The 22,336-nt window shown below is 53.5% G+C and carries 23 protein-coding genes; 21 read left to right on the top strand and 2 right to left on the bottom strand.

The window, feature by feature from the left end; translation table 11 throughout:
- Window positions 1-36 precede the first annotated feature (36 nt).
- The 19 genes from ileS (at window position 37) to CWE12_RS08085 (ending at window position 19,058) form a co-directional block, all read left to right on the top strand.
- On the top strand, window positions 37-2,880 hold the full coding sequence (gene ileS, locus CWE12_RS07995) for an isoleucine--tRNA ligase (protein ID WP_126789175.1): 2,844 nt from the start codon (window positions 37-39) through the stop codon (window positions 2,878-2,880).
- Window positions 2,880-3,383: a signal peptidase II gene (gene lspA / locus CWE12_RS08000; RefSeq protein ID WP_126789176.1), complete on the top strand. Its 504-nt coding sequence runs from the start codon at window positions 2,880-2,882 to the stop codon at window positions 3,381-3,383. The genes ileS and lspA overlap by 1 nt, the downstream gene beginning before the upstream one ends.
- A 52-nt stretch (window positions 3,384-3,435) precedes the next feature.
- The gene (gene fkpB, locus CWE12_RS08005; RefSeq protein ID WP_126789177.1) at window positions 3,436-3,882 is read left to right on the top strand and encodes an FKBP-type peptidyl-prolyl cis-trans isomerase; all 447 of its coding nucleotides are present in this window, start codon (window positions 3,436-3,438) and stop codon (window positions 3,880-3,882) included.
- A complete protein-coding gene (gene ispH / locus CWE12_RS08010; protein WP_126789178.1) occupies window positions 3,879-4,823 on the top strand; it encodes a 4-hydroxy-3-methylbut-2-enyl diphosphate reductase in 945 nt (314 codons plus the stop codon). The genes fkpB and ispH overlap by 4 nt, the downstream gene beginning before the upstream one ends.
- Before the next feature lie 125 nt (window positions 4,824-4,948).
- Window positions 4,949-5,452, top strand: a complete 504-nt coding sequence (locus CWE12_RS08015) for a GspH/FimT family pseudopilin (RefSeq protein ID WP_126789179.1) — start codon at window positions 4,949-4,951, stop codon at window positions 5,450-5,452.
- Window positions 5,445-5,951, top strand: a complete 507-nt coding sequence (locus CWE12_RS08020; RefSeq protein ID WP_126789180.1) for a prepilin-type N-terminal cleavage/methylation domain-containing protein — start codon at window positions 5,445-5,447, stop codon at window positions 5,949-5,951. Before CWE12_RS08015 ends, CWE12_RS08020 begins: the two co-directional genes overlap by 8 nt.
- Window positions 5,926-6,444, top strand: coding sequence for a hypothetical protein (locus CWE12_RS08025; RefSeq protein WP_126789181.1), 519 nt, complete (start codon window positions 5,926-5,928; stop codon window positions 6,442-6,444). Before CWE12_RS08020 ends, CWE12_RS08025 begins: the two co-directional genes overlap by 26 nt.
- Window positions 6,445-6,788: 344 nt before the next feature.
- Window positions 6,789-8,888 (top strand): flagellar biosynthesis protein FlhA, encoded by a 2,100-nt coding sequence (gene flhA / locus CWE12_RS08030; protein WP_126789182.1) that lies wholly within the window; start codon window positions 6,789-6,791, stop codon window positions 8,886-8,888.
- Between the two features lie 18 nt (window positions 8,889-8,906).
- Window positions 8,907-10,238 (top strand): flagellar biosynthesis GTPase FlhF, encoded by a 1,332-nt coding sequence (gene flhF, locus CWE12_RS08035; protein ID WP_126789183.1) that lies wholly within the window; start codon window positions 8,907-8,909, stop codon window positions 10,236-10,238.
- Between the two features lie 12 nt (window positions 10,239-10,250).
- Window positions 10,251-11,120, top strand: a complete 870-nt coding sequence (locus CWE12_RS08040) for a MinD/ParA family protein (protein ID WP_126789184.1) — start codon at window positions 10,251-10,253, stop codon at window positions 11,118-11,120.
- Window positions 11,113-11,838 (top strand): RNA polymerase sigma factor FliA, encoded by a 726-nt coding sequence (locus CWE12_RS08045; protein ID WP_126789185.1) that lies wholly within the window; start codon window positions 11,113-11,115, stop codon window positions 11,836-11,838. Before CWE12_RS08040 ends, CWE12_RS08045 begins: the two co-directional genes overlap by 8 nt.
- 104 nt (window positions 11,839-11,942) lie before the next feature.
- A complete protein-coding gene (gene cheY / locus CWE12_RS08050; protein WP_126789186.1) occupies window positions 11,943-12,326 on the top strand; it encodes a chemotaxis response regulator CheY in 384 nt (127 codons plus the stop codon).
- Window positions 12,327-12,332: 6 nt separating this feature from the next.
- A complete protein-coding gene (locus tag CWE12_RS08055) occupies window positions 12,333-13,097 on the top strand; it encodes a protein phosphatase CheZ (RefSeq protein ID WP_126789187.1) in 765 nt (254 codons plus the stop codon).
- A gap of 13 nt (window positions 13,098-13,110) precedes the next feature.
- Entirely contained in the window at window positions 13,111-15,162 is a 2,052-nt protein-coding gene (locus tag CWE12_RS08060) for a chemotaxis protein CheA (protein ID WP_126789188.1), read from the top strand.
- A gap of 8 nt (window positions 15,163-15,170) precedes the next feature.
- Window positions 15,171-16,340 (top strand): protein-glutamate methylesterase/protein-glutamine glutaminase, encoded by a 1,170-nt coding sequence (locus CWE12_RS08065; protein WP_126789189.1) that lies wholly within the window; start codon window positions 15,171-15,173, stop codon window positions 16,338-16,340.
- A gap of 9 nt (window positions 16,341-16,349) precedes the next feature.
- Window positions 16,350-17,129: a ParA family protein gene (locus CWE12_RS08070; RefSeq protein WP_126789190.1), complete on the top strand. Its 780-nt coding sequence runs from the start codon at window positions 16,350-16,352 to the stop codon at window positions 17,127-17,129.
- Window positions 17,126-17,950 carry a chemotaxis protein CheW gene (locus CWE12_RS08075; protein WP_241984168.1) on the top strand — a complete coding sequence of 275 codons (825 nt, stop codon included), beginning with the start codon at window positions 17,126-17,128 and terminating at the stop codon, window positions 17,948-17,950. Before CWE12_RS08070 ends, CWE12_RS08075 begins: the two co-directional genes overlap by 4 nt.
- Window positions 17,951-17,982: 32 nt before the next feature.
- Window positions 17,983-18,489, top strand: a complete 507-nt coding sequence (locus tag CWE12_RS08080) for a chemotaxis protein CheW (protein WP_126789191.1) — start codon at window positions 17,983-17,985, stop codon at window positions 18,487-18,489.
- A gap of 26 nt (window positions 18,490-18,515) precedes the next feature.
- Window positions 18,516-19,058, top strand: a complete 543-nt coding sequence (locus CWE12_RS08085) for a DUF2802 domain-containing protein (RefSeq protein WP_241984169.1) — start codon at window positions 18,516-18,518, stop codon at window positions 19,056-19,058.
- A gap of 466 nt (window positions 19,059-19,524) precedes the next feature.
- On the opposite strand, the gene CWE12_RS08090 is transcribed toward CWE12_RS08085, so the two are convergent.
- Window positions 19,525-19,812 (bottom strand): EscU/YscU/HrcU family type III secretion system export apparatus switch protein, encoded by a 288-nt coding sequence (locus tag CWE12_RS08090; protein ID WP_126789192.1) that lies wholly within the window; start codon window positions 19,810-19,812, stop codon window positions 19,525-19,527.
- A gap of 1 nt (window position 19,813) precedes the next feature.
- Window positions 19,814-20,896: a hypothetical protein gene (locus CWE12_RS08095; RefSeq protein WP_126789193.1), complete on the bottom strand. Its 1,083-nt coding sequence runs from the start codon at window positions 20,894-20,896 to the stop codon at window positions 19,814-19,816.
- Window positions 20,897-21,013: 117 nt separating this feature from the next.
- Between CWE12_RS08095 and ccmA the strand changes: the two genes are divergently transcribed.
- Window positions 21,014-21,652, top strand: a complete 639-nt coding sequence (gene ccmA, locus CWE12_RS08100) for a cytochrome c biogenesis heme-transporting ATPase CcmA (RefSeq protein ID WP_126789393.1) — start codon at window positions 21,014-21,016, stop codon at window positions 21,650-21,652.
- Window positions 21,652-22,335 (top strand): heme exporter protein CcmB, encoded by a 684-nt coding sequence (gene ccmB / locus CWE12_RS08105; RefSeq protein ID WP_126789194.1) that lies wholly within the window; start codon window positions 21,652-21,654, stop codon window positions 22,333-22,335. The genes ccmA and ccmB overlap by 1 nt, the downstream gene beginning before the upstream one ends.
- The last annotated feature ends 1 nt before the right edge of the window (window position 22,336 follow it).

Genomic DNA, 22,336 nt, shown 5'->3' on the forward strand with positions numbered 1-22,336 from the left:
GGTAATAATTCATAAAGCGACGGAAATTAGAAAGGCATGAGCGACTATAAGCACACGTTAAACTTACCTGAAACGCCGTTTCCTATGCGCGGCAACCTGGCGCAACGCGAACCGAAAATGCTTGAGCAATGGTACGCCGCCGATCTGTATGGCGAGATCCGCAATGCGCGTGCAGGTCGCGACAAGTTTATTCTGCACGACGGCCCTCCGTACGCTAACGGCCAGATCCACATTGGCCATGCGGTCAATAAAATCCTTAAAGATGTGGTGGTGAAATCGAAGACCTTAAGTGGCTTTGACGCTCCTTACGTTCCAGGCTGGGACTGTCATGGTTTACCGATTGAGCTGGTCGTTGAGAAAAAGCACGGCAAGCCGGGTGCTAAACTAACCGATGCCGAGTTTCGTGAGAAATGCCGTGAGTTTGCCCTCAGCCAGATCCAGGGCCAGCGTGAAGACTTCAAACGATTAGGTGTACTCGGTCAGTGGGACCAGCCCTATATGACGATGGCTTTCGAACAGGAAGCCAATACCGTTCGCGCGTTAGGTAAAGTTATTGAGCGTGGCCATTTGCAACAAGGCTTTAAGCCGGTGCACTGGTGTACCGACTGTGGTTCGGCGCTGGCTGAAGCTGAGGTCGAGTACAAAGACAAGACCTCACCGGCGATTGATGTTAAATACCCGGCCCAGAACGAGGCTGAACTGGTGGCGGCTTTTGAACACCCGGAAGGGCACGAAGGCAGCGGCCCGGTGAGCGTGGTCATCTGGACCACCACCCCGTGGACAATCCCGGCCTCGCAGGCGATTACCTTAGCCGGTGATCTGGAGTACGCACTGGTTCAGGTTGAAGCAGGGAATGATGATAAGCCGGTCGAACGTCTGATCATGGCGTCTGATCTGGTGAGCGATGCGATGGCTCGATATGGTATCGATAAATATCATAAACTTGGCTTCTGCAAGGGTGCGGCGCTGGAAAAAATGACAGTGAATCACCCGCTGTTTGAGCGTGATATTTTACTGATCCTGGGCGATCACGTTACCACCGAATCAGGCACCGGTTGTGTACACACAGCCCCCGGGCACGGTGTCGATGACTTTCTGGTTGGTAAGCAATATGGTCTTGAAGTGTACAACCCGGTTAATGACCGTGGTGTGTATAAAGACGACACCCCGATGTTTGCAGGTCAGCACGTATTTAAAGCCAATGATGTGATTACCGAAGCGATTAAAGAGGCGGGAAATCTGGCGCACCACGAAGCTTATCCGCACAGCTACCCGCATTGCTGGCGGCATAAAACTCCAATTATCTTCCGTGCTACACCGCAATGGTTTATCAGCATGGAAAAAGAAAACTTGCGCCGCGATGCGCTGGAACAGATCAAAGAGGTTCGCTGGGTCCCTGAGTGGGGCGAAAACCGTATCGCCAGCATGGTAGAAGGGCGTCCGGACTGGTGTATTTCGCGTCAGCGTACCTGGGGCACACCGCTTACTTTATTTGTTCATCGCGAAACTGACGAATTGCACCCGCGCACGCTTGAGTTGCTGGAGCAGGTGGCAGGCAAAATTGAACAGGCCGGTATTCAGGCGTGGTTTGATTTGGATGCCGCAGAACTACTGGGCGATGAAGCAGAGCAGTATCGCAAACTGACCGACACCATGGATGTCTGGTTTGATTCCGGGGTCACTCACTATTGCGTGCTTGATCAGCAGGAACAGCTGGCGTGGCCGGCGGATCTGTACCTGGAAGGCTCGGATCAACACCGTGGCTGGTTCCAGTCGTCGCTGATGACGGGTGTTGCGACCAAAGGAAAAGCCCCGTACCGCCATGTACTGACCCACGGCTTTACCGTTGATCAGGATGGACGCAAAATGTCCAAGTCGTTGGGCAACGTGGTTTCACCCCAGGAAGTAATGAACAAACTGGGTGGTGACATTCTGCGTTTGTGGGTTGCTTCAACGGACTATACCGCTGAAATGACAGTGTCAGACGAAATCCTTAAGCGGTCAGCCGATGCTTATCGTCGTATTCGTAATACCGCGCGTTTTCTGCTTTCTAACCTGAATGGCTTCGTCCCGGCAGAGCATGCGGTAGCGACTGAAGATATGGTTGAGCTGGATCGCTGGATTGTCGGCCGGGCGCGGACACTGCAAAGTGAGATTATCGATGCGTACGACAACTACCAGTTCCTGAGCGTGACCCAGAAACTGATGCACTTCTGCTCGATTGAGCTTGGTAGTTTCTATCTGGATATTATTAAAGACCGTCAGTACACGGCGAAGCAAGACAGTGTTGCGCAACGCTCGTGTCAGACCGCGCTGTGGCATATTGTCGAAGCGCTGGTGCGTTGGATGGCGCCTATTACCAGTTTCACCGCACAGGAAATCTGGGAGCTGATGCCTGAAGTCGAGGGTCGTCAGACTTATGTATTTACGGCGGAGTGGTATCAGGCATGGCCACAGCTGGATGTTGAGAGTCAGCTTAGTGACAGCGACTGGCAACAACTACTGGTGGTGCGCGGCGAAGTAAACCGGGCTCTTGAGCAGGCACGCCGTGACGATCGTATTGGTGGCTCGCTGCAAGCTAACGTTATGCTGTATGTCAGCGACGAGTTGGAAGCGCTGCTGGCTAAACTTAAAGACGAGCTGCGGTTTGTGTTGCTGACCTCGCACGCTGACACGGCGCCGTTGAGTCAGATCCCAGATGATGCCATTGCCACTGACGTCGAGGGGCTTAAAGTAGTGGTCCTGAAGTCACCGCATAGCAAATGTGCTCGCTGCTGGCATCACCGCGAAGAGGTTGGCACTATCAACGAGCATCCTGAGCTATGTCAGCGCTGTGTCACCAATGTGGATGGCGACGGTGAGCAACGGAGTTTCGCCTGATGACAGCACAACGACCAGCGCGTTGGCAGGACAGTGGCTGGCGCCTGATGTGGGTGCCATTGCTGATTATTGTCCTTGATCAGCTTACCAAACAGGCGATTCTGGCGACCTTGAGTCTGTATGAACGAATTAACGTGCTGCCGTTTTTTGATATTGTGCATGCACAAAATTTTGGTGCCGCGTTTAGCTTTTTAAGTGATGCCGGTGGCTGGCAGCGTTGGTTTTTTACCTTGCTGGCGGTCGTTATATCGGCGGTGCTGGTTTTCTGGATGCGCCGTCAGTCGCGTCGGGAATGGCGCTTAAACTGGGCATTTGGGCTGGTTATTGGCGGCGCGCTGGGTAACGTGCTGGACCGACTGCAGCATGGTTACGTGGTAGATTTCCTTGATCTTTATATTCGTCTCGGTGACAGCAGCCATCATTGGCCAGCATTTAACGTAGCCGACAGCGCCATTGTCATTGGCGCTGGCCTGATGATCTGGGACGGCTTTCGAAATCGATAAGTGAATTCAATGATCAGGCCCCGGCTCGATGGTTGAAAGTGAAGAGGTAGATATGAGTGAGTTAGCGGTCATCGGTGAGAATAGCCGGGTGGTGATGCATTTTTCGATTAAGCTGGAAGACGGCAGTGCGGCGGATAGTTCGAAAGTGCACGGAAAGCCCGCGCGCTTTCGGGTCGGCGACGGCAATCTGACCCCAAATTTTGAGAAACACCTGTTGGGGTTAAAGGCTGGTGACGAGCGCGAATTCACTTTAGCACCTGAAGAAGCCTTCGGTGTGCCGATCGATGAGAACATTTACCATCTTGATAAGTCTAAGTTCAGTGATGATGCGCCGGCGGAAGTGGGCTCTATTATTGCCTTTAACCAGCCTGACGGGCGAGAAGTCCCCGGCATAGTGCGTAACGTCGAAGGTAATACCGTGACCATCGATTTTAATCATCCACTGGCCGGTCAGCGCATTATCTTCGCGGTTGAAATTTTGAGTGTGGAGGACGCATGAACGTAATCCTGGCTAACCCGCGCGGCTTTTGTGCCGGTGTTGACCGTGCGATCACCATTGTCGAACAGGCATTGGCGATGTTTTCGCCGCCTATTTATGTGCGCCATGAAGTGGTCCACAACAAATATGTGGTGGACGGATTGCGGGACCGTGGGGCCGTGTTTGTTGAAGAACTGGATCAGGTACCGGACGACAGTATTGTTATCTTTTCTGCCCACGGGGTCTCAAAGGCGGTCCGCCAGGCGGCTCAGAACCGGGGTTTGAAAGTCTTTGATGCAACCTGCCCGCTGGTCACCAAAGTGCATATGGAAGTGACCCGCGCCAGTCGCAGAGGTCATGAGTGTGTGCTGATTGGGCACGCCGGACACCCTGAAGTAGAAGGGACCATGGGCCAGTATCTGAACGACGAAGGCGGTATTTACCTGGTGGAATCGGTCGACGATGTGGCCGAACTTGACGTCAAGGACCCGGAAAACCTGCATTACATGAGCCAGACTACACTGTCGGTGGATGATACTGCTGATGTGATTGATGCATTGCGCTCTCGTTTTCCATCGATTAACGGGCCACGTAAAGACGACATCTGCTATGCCACCCAGAATCGGCAGGATGCGGTTCGCGAGATGGCGGACGAAGTGGATGTGATGCTGGTGGTCGGTGCGCGCAACAGTTCCAACTCGAATCGTTTGCGCGAACTGGCTGAGAAAATGGGTACCCCGGCGTATCTGATTGATGACGAACATTGCCTGCAGCAAGACTGGTTTACCAATGTGCGCAATGTGGGCGTCACCGCAGGTGCATCTGCTCCGGATATTCTGGTTCATAACGTGGTGAAACGTTTGCAGCTGTGGGGTGGTGGAGACGTCGAGGAACGCAGCGGTCGCGAAGAGAATGTGACCTTCTCAATTCCCCCCGAATTAAGGGTTACCCAGGTCTCCTGATTTCAGTATGTAGTTAAAAGCCCGCCGTGTATTTGCGTACACGGCGGGCTTTTTTGTGCGTGATTGCGCAACTGGCGAGCAAAAAAGCGGCCTAGGTTCATACTCTCGGTATTGCGGGTGGGGGAATGGCTATGGCTATAGAGATGCACGGCAAACAATGCGGGTTCAGCTTACTTGAACTGATGCTGGTGGTTTCGTTGCTGAGCCTCTTGGGGGCGGTGACGGTTCCGCAGATACAGCAAAGCTTTAATACACTGATGCTGCGACGATTGCATGGAATCTTGCTGATGCAGATAAGTGAAACCCGCGAACAGGCTATTGCGCAGCAACGCACCAGCCATATTCACTTTGAAAATAACCAGTGGTGTGCCTGGTTTGAAGGTGATCACAAAAGCGACTGTGCACTGGCAAAAGGAACGCTGCGCCAGGGATTTACGTTCAGAGCGACACAATACAACCCGCGCATCTTCAGTTTTAGTGCAGGACGTGGGTTTAGCAGTGTAAACGGGGGCACGCTGAGACTTCGTGCGGGCAGGCAGGATCAGGAAATATCAATAGTAGTAAGTGCGCTGGGCCGGATCAGAGGTTGCTCGTCGCCGGCCATGAGCGGAATACCCGCCTGTGTTTAAGCCGCGCAGACAGCAACGGGGAGTAAGTTTACTCGAATTGAGCCTGGTAATGCTGATTAGCGCCATCTTTATGCTGGTCTGGGTGCCGGTGTTCAGCCGGCCGCTGATCGAACTCGATCAGCGGCTCACCCATGCCCGACGTGTTCAGCATTTCTATCAGCTGGCCGGGTGGCTGGATGGCGAGTTGCGACGCACTGTCGACGCGGGGCAAATAAACTGGCAGTGGAGTGCAGCGACCCAATGTCTTCTGCTGGGTGATGAACTTGGCCTTCGTTTACGTGACGGGCATCTGCAATGGCGGGGTGGAAATAGGAGTTGCAGTGATGGCTACTGGTCGAATCTAAATGAATCCGCTCATGCTTATATTGAATCCTTTGTCTTTACGCTGAATACCACGGAGCCAACCCCCCAGGCATTTGTATCAATCGCGGGGCGGGTCGGTGATGACTTACTTAACTGGCGGGTGCGAATAGATGGTCAGCTATCGGTTTCCTACTGAGCGGGGTGTCGCGCTACTCCTGTTCGTACTCGCGTTATTAAGCTTCTCGCTGGCCGCGATGGCGCTGAGTAGTCAGCAGATGATGGGGCAGTTTATGCACCTTCATCTGCAACAGACCGGTATCGCTCGTCAGCAGGAGGTTGAGGCCTTATTCAGTCAGCTTGCACTGCAACTAAATGAGGGGCAGAGCGGGTCGTCGCCTGGCAGTTTCGAAACCGACAGTTATAACAATAGTGAGCTGGACGGGGCGGTGATGCCTGACGAGTGTCCTCACCCTTATCCAACCACAACCCAGTGTTGGTCGGTGCGGGTTACAGACCGACGGAACAACGTGGAACGTGAGCGCTTACTACTGGTGCCGGCGCAAAGTTGTAGCCAACCCTACTGGTATGCGAGCGCTTCAAGCCTGGCGCTGGACAGCACAATCCCGCCGCCGAATGAGGAGTTCCCTGATGACCCTGTATTTCCCCGGACGCGGCCGGGCCTGCGCTAGAGCGGACGACGGCAGCAGCCTGCTCGAGGTGCTGATTGCAAGCAGTATAGCAGGCGTCGGAACTTTGGCAGTTTTTACATTATTTTTGCATTGGTACCCACAGCTGGATGATCTGACTGATCGCTATCAGACTCTCAATCAACGCCAGTTAGATCAACCTATGCCTTATTACACAAGGCGCGTGGACTTATTTCAATGTGAAAAGGAGGTCCCTGATCAAGCTGGCCTGATAATTGAATAGTAGTTAGATAGGATGGGGGACGTTGACACTTTCTTGACACTTCCTGAAGTTTCAACTTGTTGACTGAGCTGCTCAGTCATGCAGTTTTGAGGTTGCTAATCGAATGCAGCAGTTTGGTGCGCTGAAAAGCTTTTATCAGAATAATTCACAGCACGTTAAAGGAGTAGGCACACCGCTCTTTGTCCTCGCCGTTTTGGCGATGGTCATTTTGCCAATGCACCCTTTTCTGCTGGATACCCTGTTTTCGTTCAATATCACATTGTCGATGATCGTACTGCTGGTCGCAGTTTACACCAAGCGCCCGCTCGATTTTGCCATGTTTCCCACGATTTTGCTGATTGCAACGCTGTTGCGACTGGCATTAAACATCGCCTCGACGCGGGTGGTTTTGCTGCATGGACATGAAGGTGCGGATGCCGCCGGTAACGTGATTGAAGCCTTTGGTAGCGTGGTAATTGGCGGTAACTACACGGTTGGTTTAGTAGTCTTCGCGATCCTTATCATCATCAACTTTGTTGTTATTACTAAGGGTGCCGGGCGTATTTCCGAAGTGACCGCTCGCTTTACCCTGGATGCAATGCCCGGTAAACAAATGGCGATTGACGCCGATCTCAACTCCGGCTTAATCACCCAGGAAGATGCCAAGCAGCGCCGGCAGGATGTTACCCGCGAGGCCGACTTCTACGGTTCGATGGATGGTGCCAGTAAATTTGTTAAAGGTGATGCGGTTGCCGGTATTCTGATCCTGATGATCAACCTGATCGGCGGCTTTATCATTGGTATGGCGCAGCATGGTTTAAGTTTCGGCGATGCGGTAGAGGTCTACACCCTGCTAAGTATCGGTGATGGCCTGGTGGCTCAGATACCTGCGCTATTGCTGTCCGTGGCCACTGCGATCGTAATTACCCGGGAAAATGATTCCAAAGATATGAGCGAGCAGGTGAGCCTGCAGCTTATTTCGAACCCGCGGATCCTGATTATTTCTGCCGGCATTCTCTTTGTTATGGGCGTGGTGCCCGGGATGCCGCATATCGCATTCTTAAGCATGGCATTAATGCTCGCCTCGATGGCCTATTTCCGTATTCGTACGATGAAAGAAGAAGCCTCCGGCGAACTGGTTGCGCAACAAAAGCAGCTGACTGACTCGACCCCGCATGAACAAAAAGAGATTGGCTGGGATGACGTGCATCAGGTTGACACCATTGGTCTGGAAGTGGGTTATCGACTGATCCCGATGGTTGACAAGAGCCAGGGTGGCGAGCTTTTAGCGCGGATTAAAGGAGTGCGGAAAAAGCTCTCGCAGGAACTCGGATTTCTGGTGCCAGCAGTCCATATTCGCGACAACCTCGACCTGGGGCCGAACCAATACCGGATTACCTTAATGGGTGTTACCTTCGGTGAAGCTGAGATCCGCCCTGAATGGGAGATGGCGATCAACCCAGGCCAGGTCTTCGGCGAAGTAAAAGGTGAGAAAACCATTGACCCTGCGTTTGGTCTGGAAGCGATTTGGATCCGACGGGAAGACCGTGAGCACGCGCAGACACTGGGTTATACCGTAGTCGATTCGGCAACCGTGATTGCAACCCATTTGAGCCAGATCCTGACCAACAATGCATCGCAGCTGCTAGGCCATGAAGAAGGGCAACAGCTGCTGGATATGCTGGGTAAACAGACACCGAAGCTGTCAGAAGCCCTGGTGCCGGATACGCTGAACCTGGCTGCGGTAGTTAAAGTGCTGCAGAACCTGTTAAGTGAAGGGGTCCCGGTACGGGATTTCCGCACCATCGCCCAGACCATGGTGGAGTATGGCGCTAAGAGTCAGGATACCGATGTATTGACCGCGGCGGTGCGCATAGCGCTACGCCGCTTGATTGTGCAGGAAGCGGCTGGTGGTATTGAAGAACTGCCTGTCATTACCCTGGCGCCTGAGCTGGAACAGATGTTGCATCAGTCCATGCAGGCCGCCGGCAACGAAGGTGCCGGTATCGAGCCGGGGATGGCAGAGAAGATTCAGCAGTCATTGCAAGAGGCGCATCAGCGTCAGGAAATGAACGGCCAGCCGTCGGTGTTATTAACATCCGGCGTGTTGCGAAACACGTTGTCGCGTTTTGTGCGCAACACCATCCCGGGCATGCATGTGTTGTCGTACCAGGAAGTCCCGGACGACAAGCAAATTCGCATCATGAGCTCGATCGGCCAGTAGTGGATTGGGGGTAGTTAAGTGAAGATTAAACGTTTTTTTGGCAAGGATATGCGTTCAGCGCTGGCAGAGGTGAAAGACACCTTAGGGCCGGATGCTGTCATCATGTCGAACAAACGCGTCAATGGTGGCGTTGAAATTATGGCGGCCTTTGACCAGGAACCTGATCCCAAGGCGAAAAATGGCAACGCGGCACGAGGCAAAGCGATAAGAGGCGGCGAGGAAAAGAAAGAGGCGATTGCCAATTCACTCGAAGCATTGCTGGCGCGCCAGGAAGAAGGCGCGAAGGCGGCTGGTGAAGAAACGAATGACGAGACAAACCGGGCCGAGCCGTCAGCAGCAAATGGTCAGCAGCGTGCCAACGGAAGCAGTTCAGGCAAACATGCTGAGGCCTCGACTGATTTCAAAATGAGACCGTTGGAAGACCACGATGCCACCATTAGTGCGATGAAATCGGACATGTCAGCAATCCGGCAAATGCTGGAGCAACAGGTCTCTGGCCTGATGTGGCAAGAGATCGAGCGCAACGAACCAACCCGCGCAATGCTGATTAAAAAGTTGATGCGACTTGGGTTTACGGAGCAGGTTGCAGACCAGATTAGCTGTTTCATTCCTGAGGGCCTCAATGATGAGCAAGCCTGGGAGCAAACGCTGGATCTGATTGAAGGACAGATAGGCACGACCAAAAATGACATTTTAAGTCAGGGTGGCGTGGTCGCGCTGGTAGGCCCTACAGGGGTCGGCAAAACGACCACCATTGCCAAGCTGGCGGCGCGCTATGCACAGATGCACAGTCCCGACGACGTGGCGCTGGTCACCACGGATACCTTCCGTATAGCAGCCAGTGAGCAGCTACAGACGTACGCTCGGATCATTGGTTGCCCGATTAAAGTAGCCAAAGATGCAGACGAGTTAAATGCGGTTCTGTTGCAGTTCCGGCAACGCAAGTTAGTGCTGATTGATACCGCCGGCATGGGACAGCGAGATTTGCGCCTGAGTGAGCAACTGGCGACATTGATGGACAATACGCGGCTTAAAATCCGGCCTTACCTGGTGCTGTCATCGACTGCGCAGGCACCAGTACAAAACGAGATTGTGCGTCAGTTCAAGAAGATCCCGCTATGCGGATGTATCTTTACCAAGCTTGATGAATCACTGAGCCTGGGCGAGGTACTTAGTACAGCGATTAACAACGGCTTACCAATTAGCTACCTGACCGATGGTCAACAAGTGCCTGAGGATATTCACATTGCAGACGCGAAAACGCTGGTGCGTAAGGCTGCAGAGAATATGACCACTAACGCCGAAGCAGCGCCTTTTGTCCCCCAGGCCAACGCGTCGCAGCAGCTATAAGAGAAGAATGTGATGGATCAAGCAAGCGGTTTACGCAAAATGATGAAACAGAGCATGGTCAAAGTAATTGCTGTGACAGGTGGCAAGGGCGGTGTGGGTAAAACCAATGTGTCACTGAATATGGCGGTAGCGATGGCTGAACAGGGCCAGCGCGTGCTGGTGCTGGATGCCGACTTAGGCCTTGCCAATGTGGACGTCATGCTTGGCCTGCGGGTGCGGAAAAATATTTCTCACGTACTTGCCGGTGAATGTGACCTGGAAGATATTCTGGTCGAGGGCCCTGCTGGAATTAAAATTGTGCCGGCAACCTCGGGGTCGCGCAACATGGTGGAACTGTCTGCCGCTGAACATGCCGGGCTGATTCGCGCATTCAGTACCTTGCAGGATGACTTCGATGTATTGATTGTGGATACCGCCGCGGGTATCTCAGAGATGGTTCTGAGCTTTTCCCGCGCTGCGCAGGATGTGGTACTGGTGGTCTGTGACGAGCCGACTTCAATCACCGATGCTTATGCGCTGGTCAAGGTTCTTAGCCGTGAGCACAATGTATTCCGCTTTAAAGTGATAGCAAATATGGTTCGCACCATGCGCGAAGGGCAGGTGCTGTTTAACAAACTGACCAAGGTGACCGATCGGTTTCTTGATGTAGCGTTGGAGCTGGCGGCGATTGTGCCGTACGATGAGAATCTGCGTAAATGTGTACGCCGCCAACAGTTAATTGTTCAGGCCGCGCCGAAGTCACCGTCGTCATTAGCATTTAAAGCGCTGGCACACCGAGCCGCGCGCTGGCCGGTGCAGGCTCAGGCGAGCGGTCATTTAGAATTTTTCATTGAACAACTGGTTCAGAAACCCAGCATGTACAAAGGGGTGGCCAATGAATAAAGCGACAGGCTACGCTACAACCGTCGATAATCGCACACAAATCGTTGAGCAGCATAGTAATCTGGTGAAGCGCATTGCTCACCATATGGTGGCGCGGTTGCCAGCCAGCGTGCAAGTAGATGACTTGATCCAGGCCGGCATGATTGGGCTGTTGGAAGCGGCGGGTAACTTCGATCACGGTAAAGGCGCTAGTTTTGAAACCTTTGCTGGTATCCGGATACGCGGTGCCATGCTGGATGAAATTCGGCGTGGTGACTGGGCCCCGCGCTCGGTTCACCGCAACGGACGTCTGATTGCCGATGCGATCCGCGAAGTAGAGTCTGAAACCGGGCGCGATGCGCGCGACGTAGATGTGGCGAAAAGACTGGATATGGGGCTTGAAGAGTATCATTCAATTTTGAATGATGTCCGCTCTGGTCGTATGATTGGCATCGAAGATCTGGGGGTCACCGACGACGTGCTGTTGTCAGATAAACAGGACGCTTCGTTTGACGGCCCTTTCAATGATATTGAGCAGGATGCATTCCAAAATGCGCTGTCCTCGACAATTCGGACTTTGCCTGAACGCGAAGCACTGGTATTGTCACTGTATTATGACGAAGAACTGAACCTGAAAGAAATTGGTGAAGTACTGAGTGTCAGTGAGTCCCGGGTCAGCCAGATCCATAGTCAGGCAATGATGCGGCTGAAGTCACGGATGCAGGATTGGACGTCGTAAGGCTGCCACGCAACCTTGCAAACGATTCAAATAAAGGTGCGGGTGTGTCATGATGACGTATCCGAAAAATAACATTAATTACAAATGCCTCAGTGGAGGGTACTTTGGATAAAGGTATGAAGATCTTGGTCGTGGACGATTTCTCCACGATGCGTCGCATTATAAAAAACCTGTTGCGTGACCTTGGGTTCACCAACATTGAAGAGGCTGACGACGGTACCACCGCGTTGCCGATGCTACAGTCCGGTGACTTCGATTTCGTGGTCACTGACTGGAACATGCCGGGCATGCAGGGTATTGATCTGTTACGCGCAATTCGCGCCGATGACGGATTGAAAGAAATCCCGGTGCTGATGGTAACGGCAGAAGCTAAACGTGAACAAATCATTGAGGCAGCTCAAGCCGGCGTCAATGGATATATAGTAAAACCTTTTACTGCAGCAACACTGAAAGAAAAGCTGGATAAAGTTTTCGAGCGGTTGGGTTAAGCGGCGATGGGGGATACAACGCAGGCTCAAACTCCAGCAATCACACTCGAACAGGCGCAGGAGCTGGTCACTTTACTTGAAAGTGGTCAGCAAGCGCAGGCCGACCAGATGTTCATGCGCTTGAAAGACAAGTCAAGTGAAGGACTTTTCAATTCGGTTGGTAAGCTGACGCGTCAATTGCATGACTCCTTGTCCGACTTTCAGCTTGATCCACGTATCGAACAGATGACTGCTGATGATCTTCCTGATGCTAAGAACCGTTTACATTACGTGATGCAGCGCACTGAAGATGCTGCAAACCGAACGATGGATGCGGTCGAAGCCAGTTTACCGTTAGCGGATAAGCTGGCCACAGAGACAGCATCGATTGAGCCGGCCTGGGATAAACTGATGGGCCGTGATATCGAGCTAAGCGAATTTAAAGCTCTCTGTCATCAGGTCGATAAGTTTATTAAGCAAGCCAGAGGCGACTCTGCACATCTGCAAGGCCTGTTAACTGAAGTGTTAATGGCTCAGGATTTTCAGGACTTGACCGGGCAGGTTATCCGCCGGGTTATCGAGTTGGTGCATGAAGTAGAAGTCAGTCTGATAGAGCTGTTACGAGTGTTTGGCGATCAGGAACGCGCCAGAGCAGAGCGAAGCAACACAGACAATAAGAAAAAAGCTGATCCTATCGGAGCTGAAGGCCCGGTGATAAACCCTGATGAACGCCAGGATGTGGTGCAAGGGCAGGATGAAGTTGATGATTTGTTGTCCAGTTTAGGATTCTAGGAGCACCGAGCGCATGAGCTTTGATGTAGATGAAGATATTCTACAGGACTTTTTGATTGAAGCGGGGGAGATCCTTGAGCTGTTGTCCGAACAATTGGTGCAGCTTGAAAACGACCCTGAAAATCGCGATCTGCTGAATGCAATTTTCCGCGGATTCCATACTGTTAAAGGCGGTGCCGGATTTTTGTCGCTAACTGAGTTAGTTGACACCTGCCACGGTGCCGAGAATGTCTTTGATACCCTACGCAATGGTCAGCGCTCTGTTTCTGCAGAACTTATGGATGTTATTCTGCAGTCACTCGACACCATCAATGCCCAGTTTGCTCAGGTCCAGGCACGTGAAGAACCGATCCCTGCGACGCCGGAGTTACTGCAGACGTTAACTGCCCTGAGTCGTCCGGAAAGCGAGGATGAGGCACCAATAGCGGCGCCGGCAGCAGCTGAAACAAGCACTAAGGTCGAAGGTGACGGCGGTGTTGACGAAATAACCGAAGACGAATTTGAATCGCTACTGGACGAACTGCACGGCAATAAAAAAGCCACTGCAGCGCCAGCACCGAAGCCAGCGGCATCGGATGACGACATTACCGACGATGAATTTGAAGCACTGTTGGATGAAATCCACGGTGGTGGCAAAGCGCCGGAAAAGGCCCCGGAAAAGGCTCAGCAAGAAGCGCCCAAGGCACCTGCTAAGCCTGCTGCGTCCGGTAATGACAACGCTAAAGGCGATGAAATCAGCGATGATGAATTCGAATCCTTGCTCGATGATTTGCACGGCAAAGGTAAGTTTGAAGCCAAACAGCCAGCACCGGAGCAAACCGCTGCTGCAAAAGCGCCAGCGCCTGCCGCGAGCAGTACTGGAAAAGCCCCGGCGAAGCCGACTGCACCAGCTGCTGAGACGACGGTGCGGGTGGATACCAAGCGCTTAGACGACATCATGAATATGGTCGGAGAGCTGGTATTGGTACGTAACCGCCTGCTGAGTCTGGATAGTAAGCAGGATATTGACGATGAAGAGCTAAGCAAAACCATCGCCAACCTGGATGTCGTGACTGGTGATCTGCAAGGTGCAGTGATGAAGACCCGCATGCAGCCGGTGAAGAAAGTGTTCGGACGCTTCCCGCGCGTGGTTCGTGACCTTGCACGTACATTGAAAAAAGAAATCAGCCTCGAACTTGAAGGCGAAGAAACTGATCTGGATAAAAACCTGGTTGAAGCACTGGCGGACCCCTTGGTGCATTTGGTTCGCAATGCGGTTGACCACGGTATTGAAACCCCTGATGTGCGGGAGAAAAACGGTAAGCCACGGGTAGGTAACGTTAAGCTTGCTGCCTCACAGGAAGGGGATCATATTCTGCTTACCATCACCGATGATGGTGCTGGTATGGATGCAGAAAAGCTCAAGAGCATAGCGATTAGCAAAGGCATCCTGGATGAAGACTCCGCCGCTCGAATGAGCGACGAAGAGGCTTACAATCTTATCTTTGCAGCCGGTTTCTCGACCAAGGTGGAGATCTCAGACGTCTCCGGCCGTGGTGTGGGCATGGATGTGGTGAAAACCAAAATCAACCAGCTCAATGGCTCGGTTAAGATTGACTCTGAATTAGGCCGCGGCACCATATTGCAGATTAAACTGCCATTGACCCTGGCCATTCTGCCAACCCTGATGGTGCTGGTAGCGAAGCAAACCTTTGCGCTGCCACTGGCTCAGGTTAGCGAAATTATCGGCCTTGATCAGGAGCTGATTAATACCGTCGATGGCCAGCGTACGATGATAGTGCGTGAGAAAGCGATTCCATTGTTCTACCTTGAGCACTGGTTAAGACGCGGTGCTGACCGCAAACAGCGGCCTACGGTAGGGCATGTGGTCGTGGTTCAGTTAGGCACGCAACAGGTAGGTTTTGTTGTTGATGGTCTGATAGGTCAGGAAGAAGTGGTGATTAAGCCGCTTGACCGCCTGCTACAAGGTACACCAGGCATGGCCGGTGCGACTATTACCAGCGATGGGGGTATTGCCTTGATTCTGGATACACCAAATCTGCTGAAACATTACGCAAGACGGTAAGGCTGCGCATGACGGTTCGTGTTTTAGTTGTAGACGACTCCAGCTTTTTTCGTCGCCGGGTCAGTGAAATTCTCAATGCTGATGACAATATTGAAGTCATAGGCACCGCCGCAGATGGCGCAGCAGCCGTGCGTGAAGCCAGGTCGTTGAAACCCGACGTGATTACCATGGATATCGAAATGCCGGTACTCGATGGTATTAGTGCTGTGCGTCAAATCATGGCCGAATCACCGACCGCGATTTTGATGTTCAGCTCGCTGACCCATGAAGGTGCCAAAGCGACCCTGGATGCACTTGAGGCTGGTGCGGTTGATTTCTTACCGAAAAAATTCGAAGATATAGCACGCAACCGTGATGATGCGGTTGCTGTGTTGCAGCAGCGGGTACGTGAGATTGCTCGCAAACCTGGGATGCGCCGGCCAGCAAGCACGCCTGTAAGACGGCCCGAAAAATCGGCGACGTCGTTGCGTGAGCGAAGCAGTACAGTCAGTGTACCACCGGCGTCTCGTCCTCAGCGGCCTGTGCTGAGCCCTGCCGCCAAAGCTTCAACCGGCAGTGCTGATGAGGGCTTGCCTGGAAATCAGCTGCAAACAAACTCGCGATACAAATTATTTGCCATAGGCACCTCGACAGGGGGACCTGTCGCGCTGCAAAAAATTCTGACCAGTATTCCAGCGAACTTTCCGTATCCGATAGTGCTCGTTCAGCATATGCCTGCCTCATTTACTAAAGCCTTCGCCCAACGTTTAGACGGTCTGTGCAAGATTACCGTGAAAGAGGCTGAAGACGGCGATGTGTTGCGGCCTGGTACCGCCTACCTGGCACCCGGCGGCATGCAAATGCTGGCCGATGGTCGCGCCGGTCAGGCCCGGTTGCGTATTCGTGCTGATGACAGCGAACGCATCACCTATCGACCCAGCGTGGACTTGACCTTTGCCTCGTTGAGCAAGGTGTTCGGCGGTGAGGTATTCGGCGTGATCCTGACCGGGATGGGCGCTGATGGACGCGAGGGGTGCCGGATGCTGAAAGACCAAGGTGCGACTATCTGGGCGCAGGATCAGGAATCCTGTGTCGTCTATGGTATGCCGCAAGCAGTGACCGCGGCCGGTATTGCTACACAAAGTTATTCACTGGACCAGATGGCCGGTAAGATTCTGCGTGAAGTCGGATATACATAGGAGCGTCACTTGATAGTATGGGCAATAGCAAACCAGAAAGGCGGTGTGGGTAAAACAACCACCACGGTCAGTTTAGGCGGCATGCTGGCAGAAAAAGGTAAGCGAGTGCTACTTATCGACACCGACCCGCATGCGTCGCTAACCTATTATTTCGATATAGACGGCGAGGATGGCAGTGCCACCCTCTATGACCTGTTCATGCACGGTAAAGAAGTGGATAAAGAGCAGGTAACCAATGTTATACAGCCGACCCGGTTTGAAAATTTATCAGTCATGCCAGCGAGTATGGCATTGGCTACTTTAGACCGTAAACTCGGTCCGCAAAGCGGAATGGGTTTGTTATTGCGTCGCGTGCGTAAATTGCTTGAAGATGATTTCGACTTTATTTTAATCGACGTTCCGCCGGTACTGGGCGTCCTTATGATCAACGCACTGGCGGCTGCAAACCGGGTTATCGTACCAGTGCAGACCGAGTTCCTGGCGCTGAAAGGCCTTGACCGAATGATGGGAACGCTGGACATGGTGCAGGATTCAAAGGGCCTGACCCATGACATCACCATAGTACCGACCATGTATGACCGACGTACCAAGGCATCTCTGGAAGCCTATCAGGAACTGCGACGCAAGCATGGCAAGTTAGTATGGAACGGCATGATCCCGATCGACACCAAGTTCCGCGACGCCAGTACCGCACAGACCCCGATATCGATGTATGCAAAAGGCAGTCGGGGGGCGTTTGCGTATAAAGGCTTGTTGCAGGTCTTGCTAAGTCAGGAGGCCTCCGCATGAGCCGCGACCAGAAGTTAGCAATGCATGAATACCTTGACGCTTTGCTGTTTGACGAAAAAACGCCAGCCAGCCAGCCCGAATCGGCCCCGGTAGCAGAGAAGAATACAGCCGAGCTTGAACGGCTACTGGCCCAGGCCACCTTGCGCGAGCATGAGCAGGCGGAGGCCCAGGCGGAAACCGAGACGCAGGCCAGGGTACAGGCTGAACAGGCCGCAGTTGCGAAAAAGCAGGCTGAACAGCAGCGACTGCTTGAACTGGAACGTCAGCAAGAGGCCGAAATGGCAGCGCAGCTTGAAAAACAGGCTGAGCAAGCGCAGGGCGAAGCATTGATAGATGTACCGCCGCCTCCGGTTAGCAACATGGAAAACTATAAACAGGGCGATTTTCAGGCGCTGTTTTTTAGTGTCGCCGGGCTCAAGCTGGCAGTACCACTGAAAAGTCTGGGTGGTATTCACCAGTGGAAAGAAGCGAATACAATTTTTGGCAAGCCGGACTGGTACCTTGGTATCATGACCAACCGCGATGAGAAGCTCAATGTAGTCGACACCGCGCGTTGGGTCATGCCAGAGAAATATACACCAGAGTTAGCAGAATCAATTAATTATCAGTACCTTATTATGCTTGGCGAAAGCCAGTGGGGGCTAGCATGTGAAACCCTGGTGACGACAGAGTCGTTGTCACCGGAAGACGTTCAGTGGCGAAAAGGCGAAGGCTCTAAACGCCCCTGGCTGGCGGGTGTGGTGCGCGAAAAAATGTGCGCCATTCTCGACGTCGATGCTATGGTAGACATGCTGGAAAAAGGTTTAAACAGTCAGGACTAAGCGCCTGACTCAATGGAGTAACGGTGAGCACTATGAGCGACAAATACGATAATCGCAGTCTTAAGAACCAGACCGCCAAAGAAGGCGACGACCAGATCCTGCAATGGGTGACTTTTCGTTTAGAAGAGGAAACCTACGGCATTAATGTAATGCAGGTCCAGGAAGTGCTTCGCTATAGCGAGATTGCGCCAGTTCCGGGCGCACCTGACTACGTGCTGGGAATAATTAATCTGCGTGGTAACGTGGTAACCGTCATCGACACCCGCACCCGTTTTGGCCTGCCAACTCACGAAGTGACCGAAAATAGCCGTGTGGTTATTATCGAAGCAGAACAACAGGTTATCGGCATCCTGGTCGACAGCGTTGCCGAAGTAGTGTACCTGCGTACCTCAGAGATCGACAGTGCACCGAATGTTGGCACCGAAGAAAGCGCTAAGTTTATTCAGGGCGTAAGTAATCGCGATGGCGAGCTATTAATTCTGGTCGACCTCAATAAGCTACTTACTGACGAAGAGTGGGATGAGATCTCGCGTATTTAATCGCGACCCCGCAAGCACAGGACATCATGCACTTGTTATTTGCTAATTGGTTGAGTATGAGCATTGCGCTGGCCGCGTTGGCCGGCGTTATAGTTGTGGTTATAGCGCTGGTCAGACAGCGCCAGGATATGGTGCGCGCCGCCCAGGCAATTACCGATGCTGCCCAGGTATCGGCGAAAGCCGTTGCCGAAACAGCCGCCGAGAAAGCGGCCAAAACCGCAGCCAGAAAAGAAACGCAAACCGCTACAGAGCCCGTTATTGCAACCCAGCAAAAACTGGACGAGCAGTTTAGTGCACTGGAGAAAACTCAGCAGGCATTAGAACAAAGCTTCGCTGAGTTACGCCAACAGCAGGAAGCACTGCAAGCGCAACAAAAATCGCTGCAGGATATGCAAAACGCGTTGGAAGAACGCCAGGCCGAAGTCGAAGAACAAACCCCAGAAAGCCGTTTCTACCAACGCGCTGCCAAATTGGTCGAAAAAGGCGCCAGTGTCGAAGACCTGATGAAAGACTGCGAAATCCCCCGCAACGAAGCCGAACTACTGATTTCCCTCCACCGCCGCGACTAACCCCGCACGCGGGTCCGCACGGCTCAGGAACATTTGGCTGTGCGGGGGAGAAGGTGAGTGTTTCCCGGGACGCCGTAAACCCGTCCCTGGGGGCTTGACGGCCGCATCCCTGCGGCCGACACCCGGCAAAGCACATCACCTTCTCCCCCGCGCCAAACGTCCCTGAGCCTTAGCGCTTAGCGGGTTGTCCCCTGCAATCCTCGAGTATGAAGTGTTCTAGGGGTACCAGGATGCGAGTAGGAATGGGCATGGTCAGGTTGGCGCGGAGTATCAGACGATGTGCTTTGCTGGGCGTCTCGCGCAGGGATGCGCGAGCCGAGCCCCCAGGGAAGGGTTTACGGCGTCCCAGCAAACACATGTCTGATGCTCCGCAAAGCCAACCTGGCCAGGCCCATTCCTCCCCCGCGCCAAATGTCCCGGAGCCCCTATGCACAAGCCGACGCCAACCTCCTCCGAAGCTGGGTGGTCAGGCTTTGAGGTCGAGCCAGGTGGCGAAGGCGATGAGTTCGGCGATGATGACGTAGAGTTCGCGCGGGATTTCGTCGCCGACGTCGAGGCGGGAGAGGAAGTTGGCGAGTTCGGGATCTTCGTGGACGAGGACGTTGTGCTCTTTGGCGAGGCGGATGATCTCGTCGGCGAGCTCGTTGAAGCCTTTGGCGATGACGGTGGGGGCGGCGCTGGGATCATGGTTAGCTGACCCTTTGTTGCCTGAGTAGTAGAGTCCTATGGCGCGCCTTTCTGGTTTATCTGCCATCTTAGCCTCTCACTTTTACGAGTTCGTGGGGTTGAGGGGCGAGGGTGTCCGGTACCCGGCCGACGTGGACTTCGCTGTCGAGGTGTTGAATGCCGGCTGCTTTGAGTTTGCTGTCGAGGCGCTTGAGGTGTTGCTGTACGGTCTCTCGTTGTGCTTCTCCCTGGGTGTAGAGGCGCAGCTGGGCGCTTGGCGCCTGCTCGTCGTTCTGTTGCTGCTGGTAACGGCCTTTGGCCAGAATAGGGCCGGCACTGCTGGTTTCAAAACGCATGCTGAACAGCCAGTAGGTTTGCTGTTGCTGGTTGTGTTGGCGCGAGCGTTTACGTAGCAGGAGCTCGAGATGTCTGGGGTGTTGCTGTAACTGATAGGGTAGCACCAGGTAGTAGTCGGGTTGTTGGTTTGCACTGCTGTCGGCAAGCAGGACCTGACTGAGTCGAATGTCATTGAGACTGCCTTGCAGTTGATTGCTTAATCCGCTGTTGCTAAGCAGGTTGGCTAGCGGGCTGTGCGCTGGGGTAGCGCCTGCTTGTGCGGTAGTCGCAGGAGCGGGTTGTTGCCCGAATAGCTGGTTCAGCAGCTGGCGTACGGGGCCGTCGGGCAGCCGTTGTAACAACGTCAGGAGTAACATGGGTGAAAGACTTTGCAGCCAACTGGCGGAGCTGGCGATTGGGGCGCTACTTAACGCCTGCGCCGGGTTGGTTGAGAACCACTGACTGACCAATGTTTTGAGTGCCTCTGGCGTTAATGACTGAGGGTTAGTTGCAAGCTGGCTGGCAAATACCTGAACCAGGCGCATGGCGGGGTTGTCTCCACCAGTGGTTGAGGCTACTGCGCTGTTCTGGATAGTTGGCAGCAGGTGGTGTACCTGCTGATGCTGAGCAAATAACTGACGCAGGGTCGGGGGCAAAGTGATACGGGTCTGGTTGGCGGCCACGGCGTCGCCGCGTGCGGCCCCCGGCATCTCGGTTAAGGCACTGAGTCTGGCTGCCTGTTTTGCCGCGGTGACGTTCTCGGCGCTGTTACCCTGGGCATTGCGCAGCAGGTGTTGCAGCAGGCTTTGCTTCAGGTTGCTAAGGGATGTGTCCATGGTTTGCTCCTTTCATTGCATAGTGCCGCGATCAACGACCCCTGTAAAGTCGCGAAATTGTCTGTAGTTATGGTAAAATGCCGGCCATTTAGCGATGGCAAATGGGACAACAGCCGTATGGCGCAAAGTGCTGCGTTACTCGAAGCTCGACAAGTTACCTCGGTACGCGGTGAGCGGACCCTGTTCGAGGATTTAAACCTTGCTGTGCATCCCGGGCATCTGTATCAGATTGAAGGGCCCAATGGGGCAGGCAAATCGAGTCTGCTGCGGATCATTGCCGGGCTTTTGCAGCCTCTGTCAGGTGACATCCTGTACAAAGGTGAGCTACGTCAACACGTGCGTCGCGAGTTTCTGCAAGACTTGCTGTTTATCGGTCATAAAGCAGCGGTTAAGCCGGAGCTGACTGCGCTGGAAAATCTTGAGTTTTTTGCCGCGACGCAGGGGCAACCCTGCGCAGAACCACCCTTTGAGTTGCTTGCTCAACTGGGCCTGGTCGGGCTGGAAGATGTTCCGGCGGCAAATTTATCCGCCGGCCAGCAACGCCGTATTGCACTGGCGCGGCTGTGGGTTTCCGGCGCGGCGCTGTGGATTCTGGATGAACCTTTTACATCGCTGGATGTGGCGGGGATCGCCTTGTTGCACCGCCGTTTCGATGCGCATCTGCAGGCAGGTGGAGCGATTATTTTGACCTCACATCAGCCGCTGGACTGGGCTGGACGTTCGTTGGTCCGTTTGCAACTGGAGTACAGTTGGTGATGGCACGAGTCTCAAATACAGCGCTATTGCAGCAGCTTATTCGTCGCGACCTGCGGGTGGCGCTGCGCCAGCGCAGTGAGTTTTTGAATCCCATTATATTTTTGCTGGTGGTGATAACTTTATTTCCGTTGGCGGTTGGCCCATCTGCTGATACGTTAGCGCGCATTGCCCCGGGGGTTATTTGGGTCAGCGCATTGCTGTCTGCGATGCTCGGTCTGGAACGCATGTTTCGCGATGATTTCCGTGATGGTGCCCTGGAGCACATGTTGCTACTTCCCTGTCCGGTCGAACTGGCCGTATTGGGTAAAGTCATTGTGCACTGGCTGCTGACAGCACTGCCGTTGCTGCTGATATCGCCGCTGCTGGCGTTGTTGCTAAGTCTGCCAATGCAGGCACTGCCGATACTGATAGTGACCCTGTTGCTGGGTACGCCCGTACTAAGTGCTGTCGGAGCCATTGGCGTGGCACTCACGGTGAGCCTGAATCGCGGTGGTGCTTTATTGAGTTTATTACTGTTGCCGCTGTTAATTCCGCTGCTGATTTTTGCAACGGCAGCCCTGGAAGCGGCGACCTACAACCTGTCAGCCGCTGGCCCTTTAGCAATGATGGCGGCGTTTCTGGTGCTGGCGTTGGGTTTATCGCCGCTGGCAGTGAAAGCGGCCTTACAAGTGAGTGTGAATTAAT

Origin of the sequence: Aliidiomarina sedimenti (assembly GCF_003986955.1) — a bacterium.
Taxonomy (GTDB): Bacteria; Pseudomonadota; Gammaproteobacteria; order Enterobacterales; family Alteromonadaceae; genus Aliidiomarina; species Aliidiomarina sedimenti.

Bases quoted from the DNA above. Each gene is read 5' to 3' on its own strand.
- ileS (WP_126789175.1), top strand. From the start codon at position 37: ATGAGCGACTATAAGCACACGTTAAACTTACCTGAAACGCCGTTTCCT.
- lspA (WP_126789176.1), top strand. From the start codon at position 2,880: ATGACAGCACAACGACCAGCGCGTTGGCAGGACAGTGGCTGGCGCCTG.
- fkpB (WP_126789177.1), top strand. From the start codon at position 3,436: ATGAGTGAGTTAGCGGTCATCGGTGAGAATAGCCGGGTGGTGATGCAT.
- ispH (WP_126789178.1), top strand. From the start codon at position 3,879: ATGAACGTAATCCTGGCTAACCCGCGCGGCTTTTGTGCCGGTGTTGAC.
- CWE12_RS08015 (WP_126789179.1), top strand. From the start codon at position 4,949: ATGGCTATGGCTATAGAGATGCACGGCAAACAATGCGGGTTCAGCTTA.
- CWE12_RS08025 (WP_126789181.1), top strand. From the start codon at position 5,926: ATGGTCAGCTATCGGTTTCCTACTGAGCGGGGTGTCGCGCTACTCCTG.
- flhA (WP_126789182.1), top strand. From the start codon at position 6,789: ATGCAGCAGTTTGGTGCGCTGAAAAGCTTTTATCAGAATAATTCACAG.
- CWE12_RS08040 (WP_126789184.1), top strand. From the start codon at position 10,251: ATGGATCAAGCAAGCGGTTTACGCAAAATGATGAAACAGAGCATGGTC.
- CWE12_RS08045 (WP_126789185.1), top strand. From the start codon at position 11,113: ATGAATAAAGCGACAGGCTACGCTACAACCGTCGATAATCGCACACAA.
- CWE12_RS08055 (WP_126789187.1), top strand. From the start codon at position 12,333: ATGGGGGATACAACGCAGGCTCAAACTCCAGCAATCACACTCGAACAG.
- CWE12_RS08060 (WP_126789188.1), top strand. From the start codon at position 13,111: ATGAGCTTTGATGTAGATGAAGATATTCTACAGGACTTTTTGATTGAA.
- CWE12_RS08065 (WP_126789189.1), top strand. From the start codon at position 15,171: ATGACGGTTCGTGTTTTAGTTGTAGACGACTCCAGCTTTTTTCGTCGC.
- CWE12_RS08075 (WP_241984168.1), top strand. From the start codon at position 17,126: ATGAGCCGCGACCAGAAGTTAGCAATGCATGAATACCTTGACGCTTTG.
- CWE12_RS08080 (WP_126789191.1), top strand. From the start codon at position 17,983: ATGAGCGACAAATACGATAATCGCAGTCTTAAGAACCAGACCGCCAAA.
- CWE12_RS08085 (WP_241984169.1), top strand. From the start codon at position 18,516: ATGCACTTGTTATTTGCTAATTGGTTGAGTATGAGCATTGCGCTGGCC.
- CWE12_RS08090 (WP_126789192.1), bottom strand. From the start codon at position 19,812: ATGGCAGATAAACCAGAAAGGCGCGCCATAGGACTCTACTACTCAGGC.
- CWE12_RS08095 (WP_126789193.1), bottom strand. From the start codon at position 20,896: ATGGACACATCCCTTAGCAACCTGAAGCAAAGCCTGCTGCAACACCTG.
- ccmA (WP_126789393.1), top strand. From the start codon at position 21,014: ATGGCGCAAAGTGCTGCGTTACTCGAAGCTCGACAAGTTACCTCGGTA.
- ccmB (WP_126789194.1), top strand. From the start codon at position 21,652: ATGGCACGAGTCTCAAATACAGCGCTATTGCAGCAGCTTATTCGTCGC.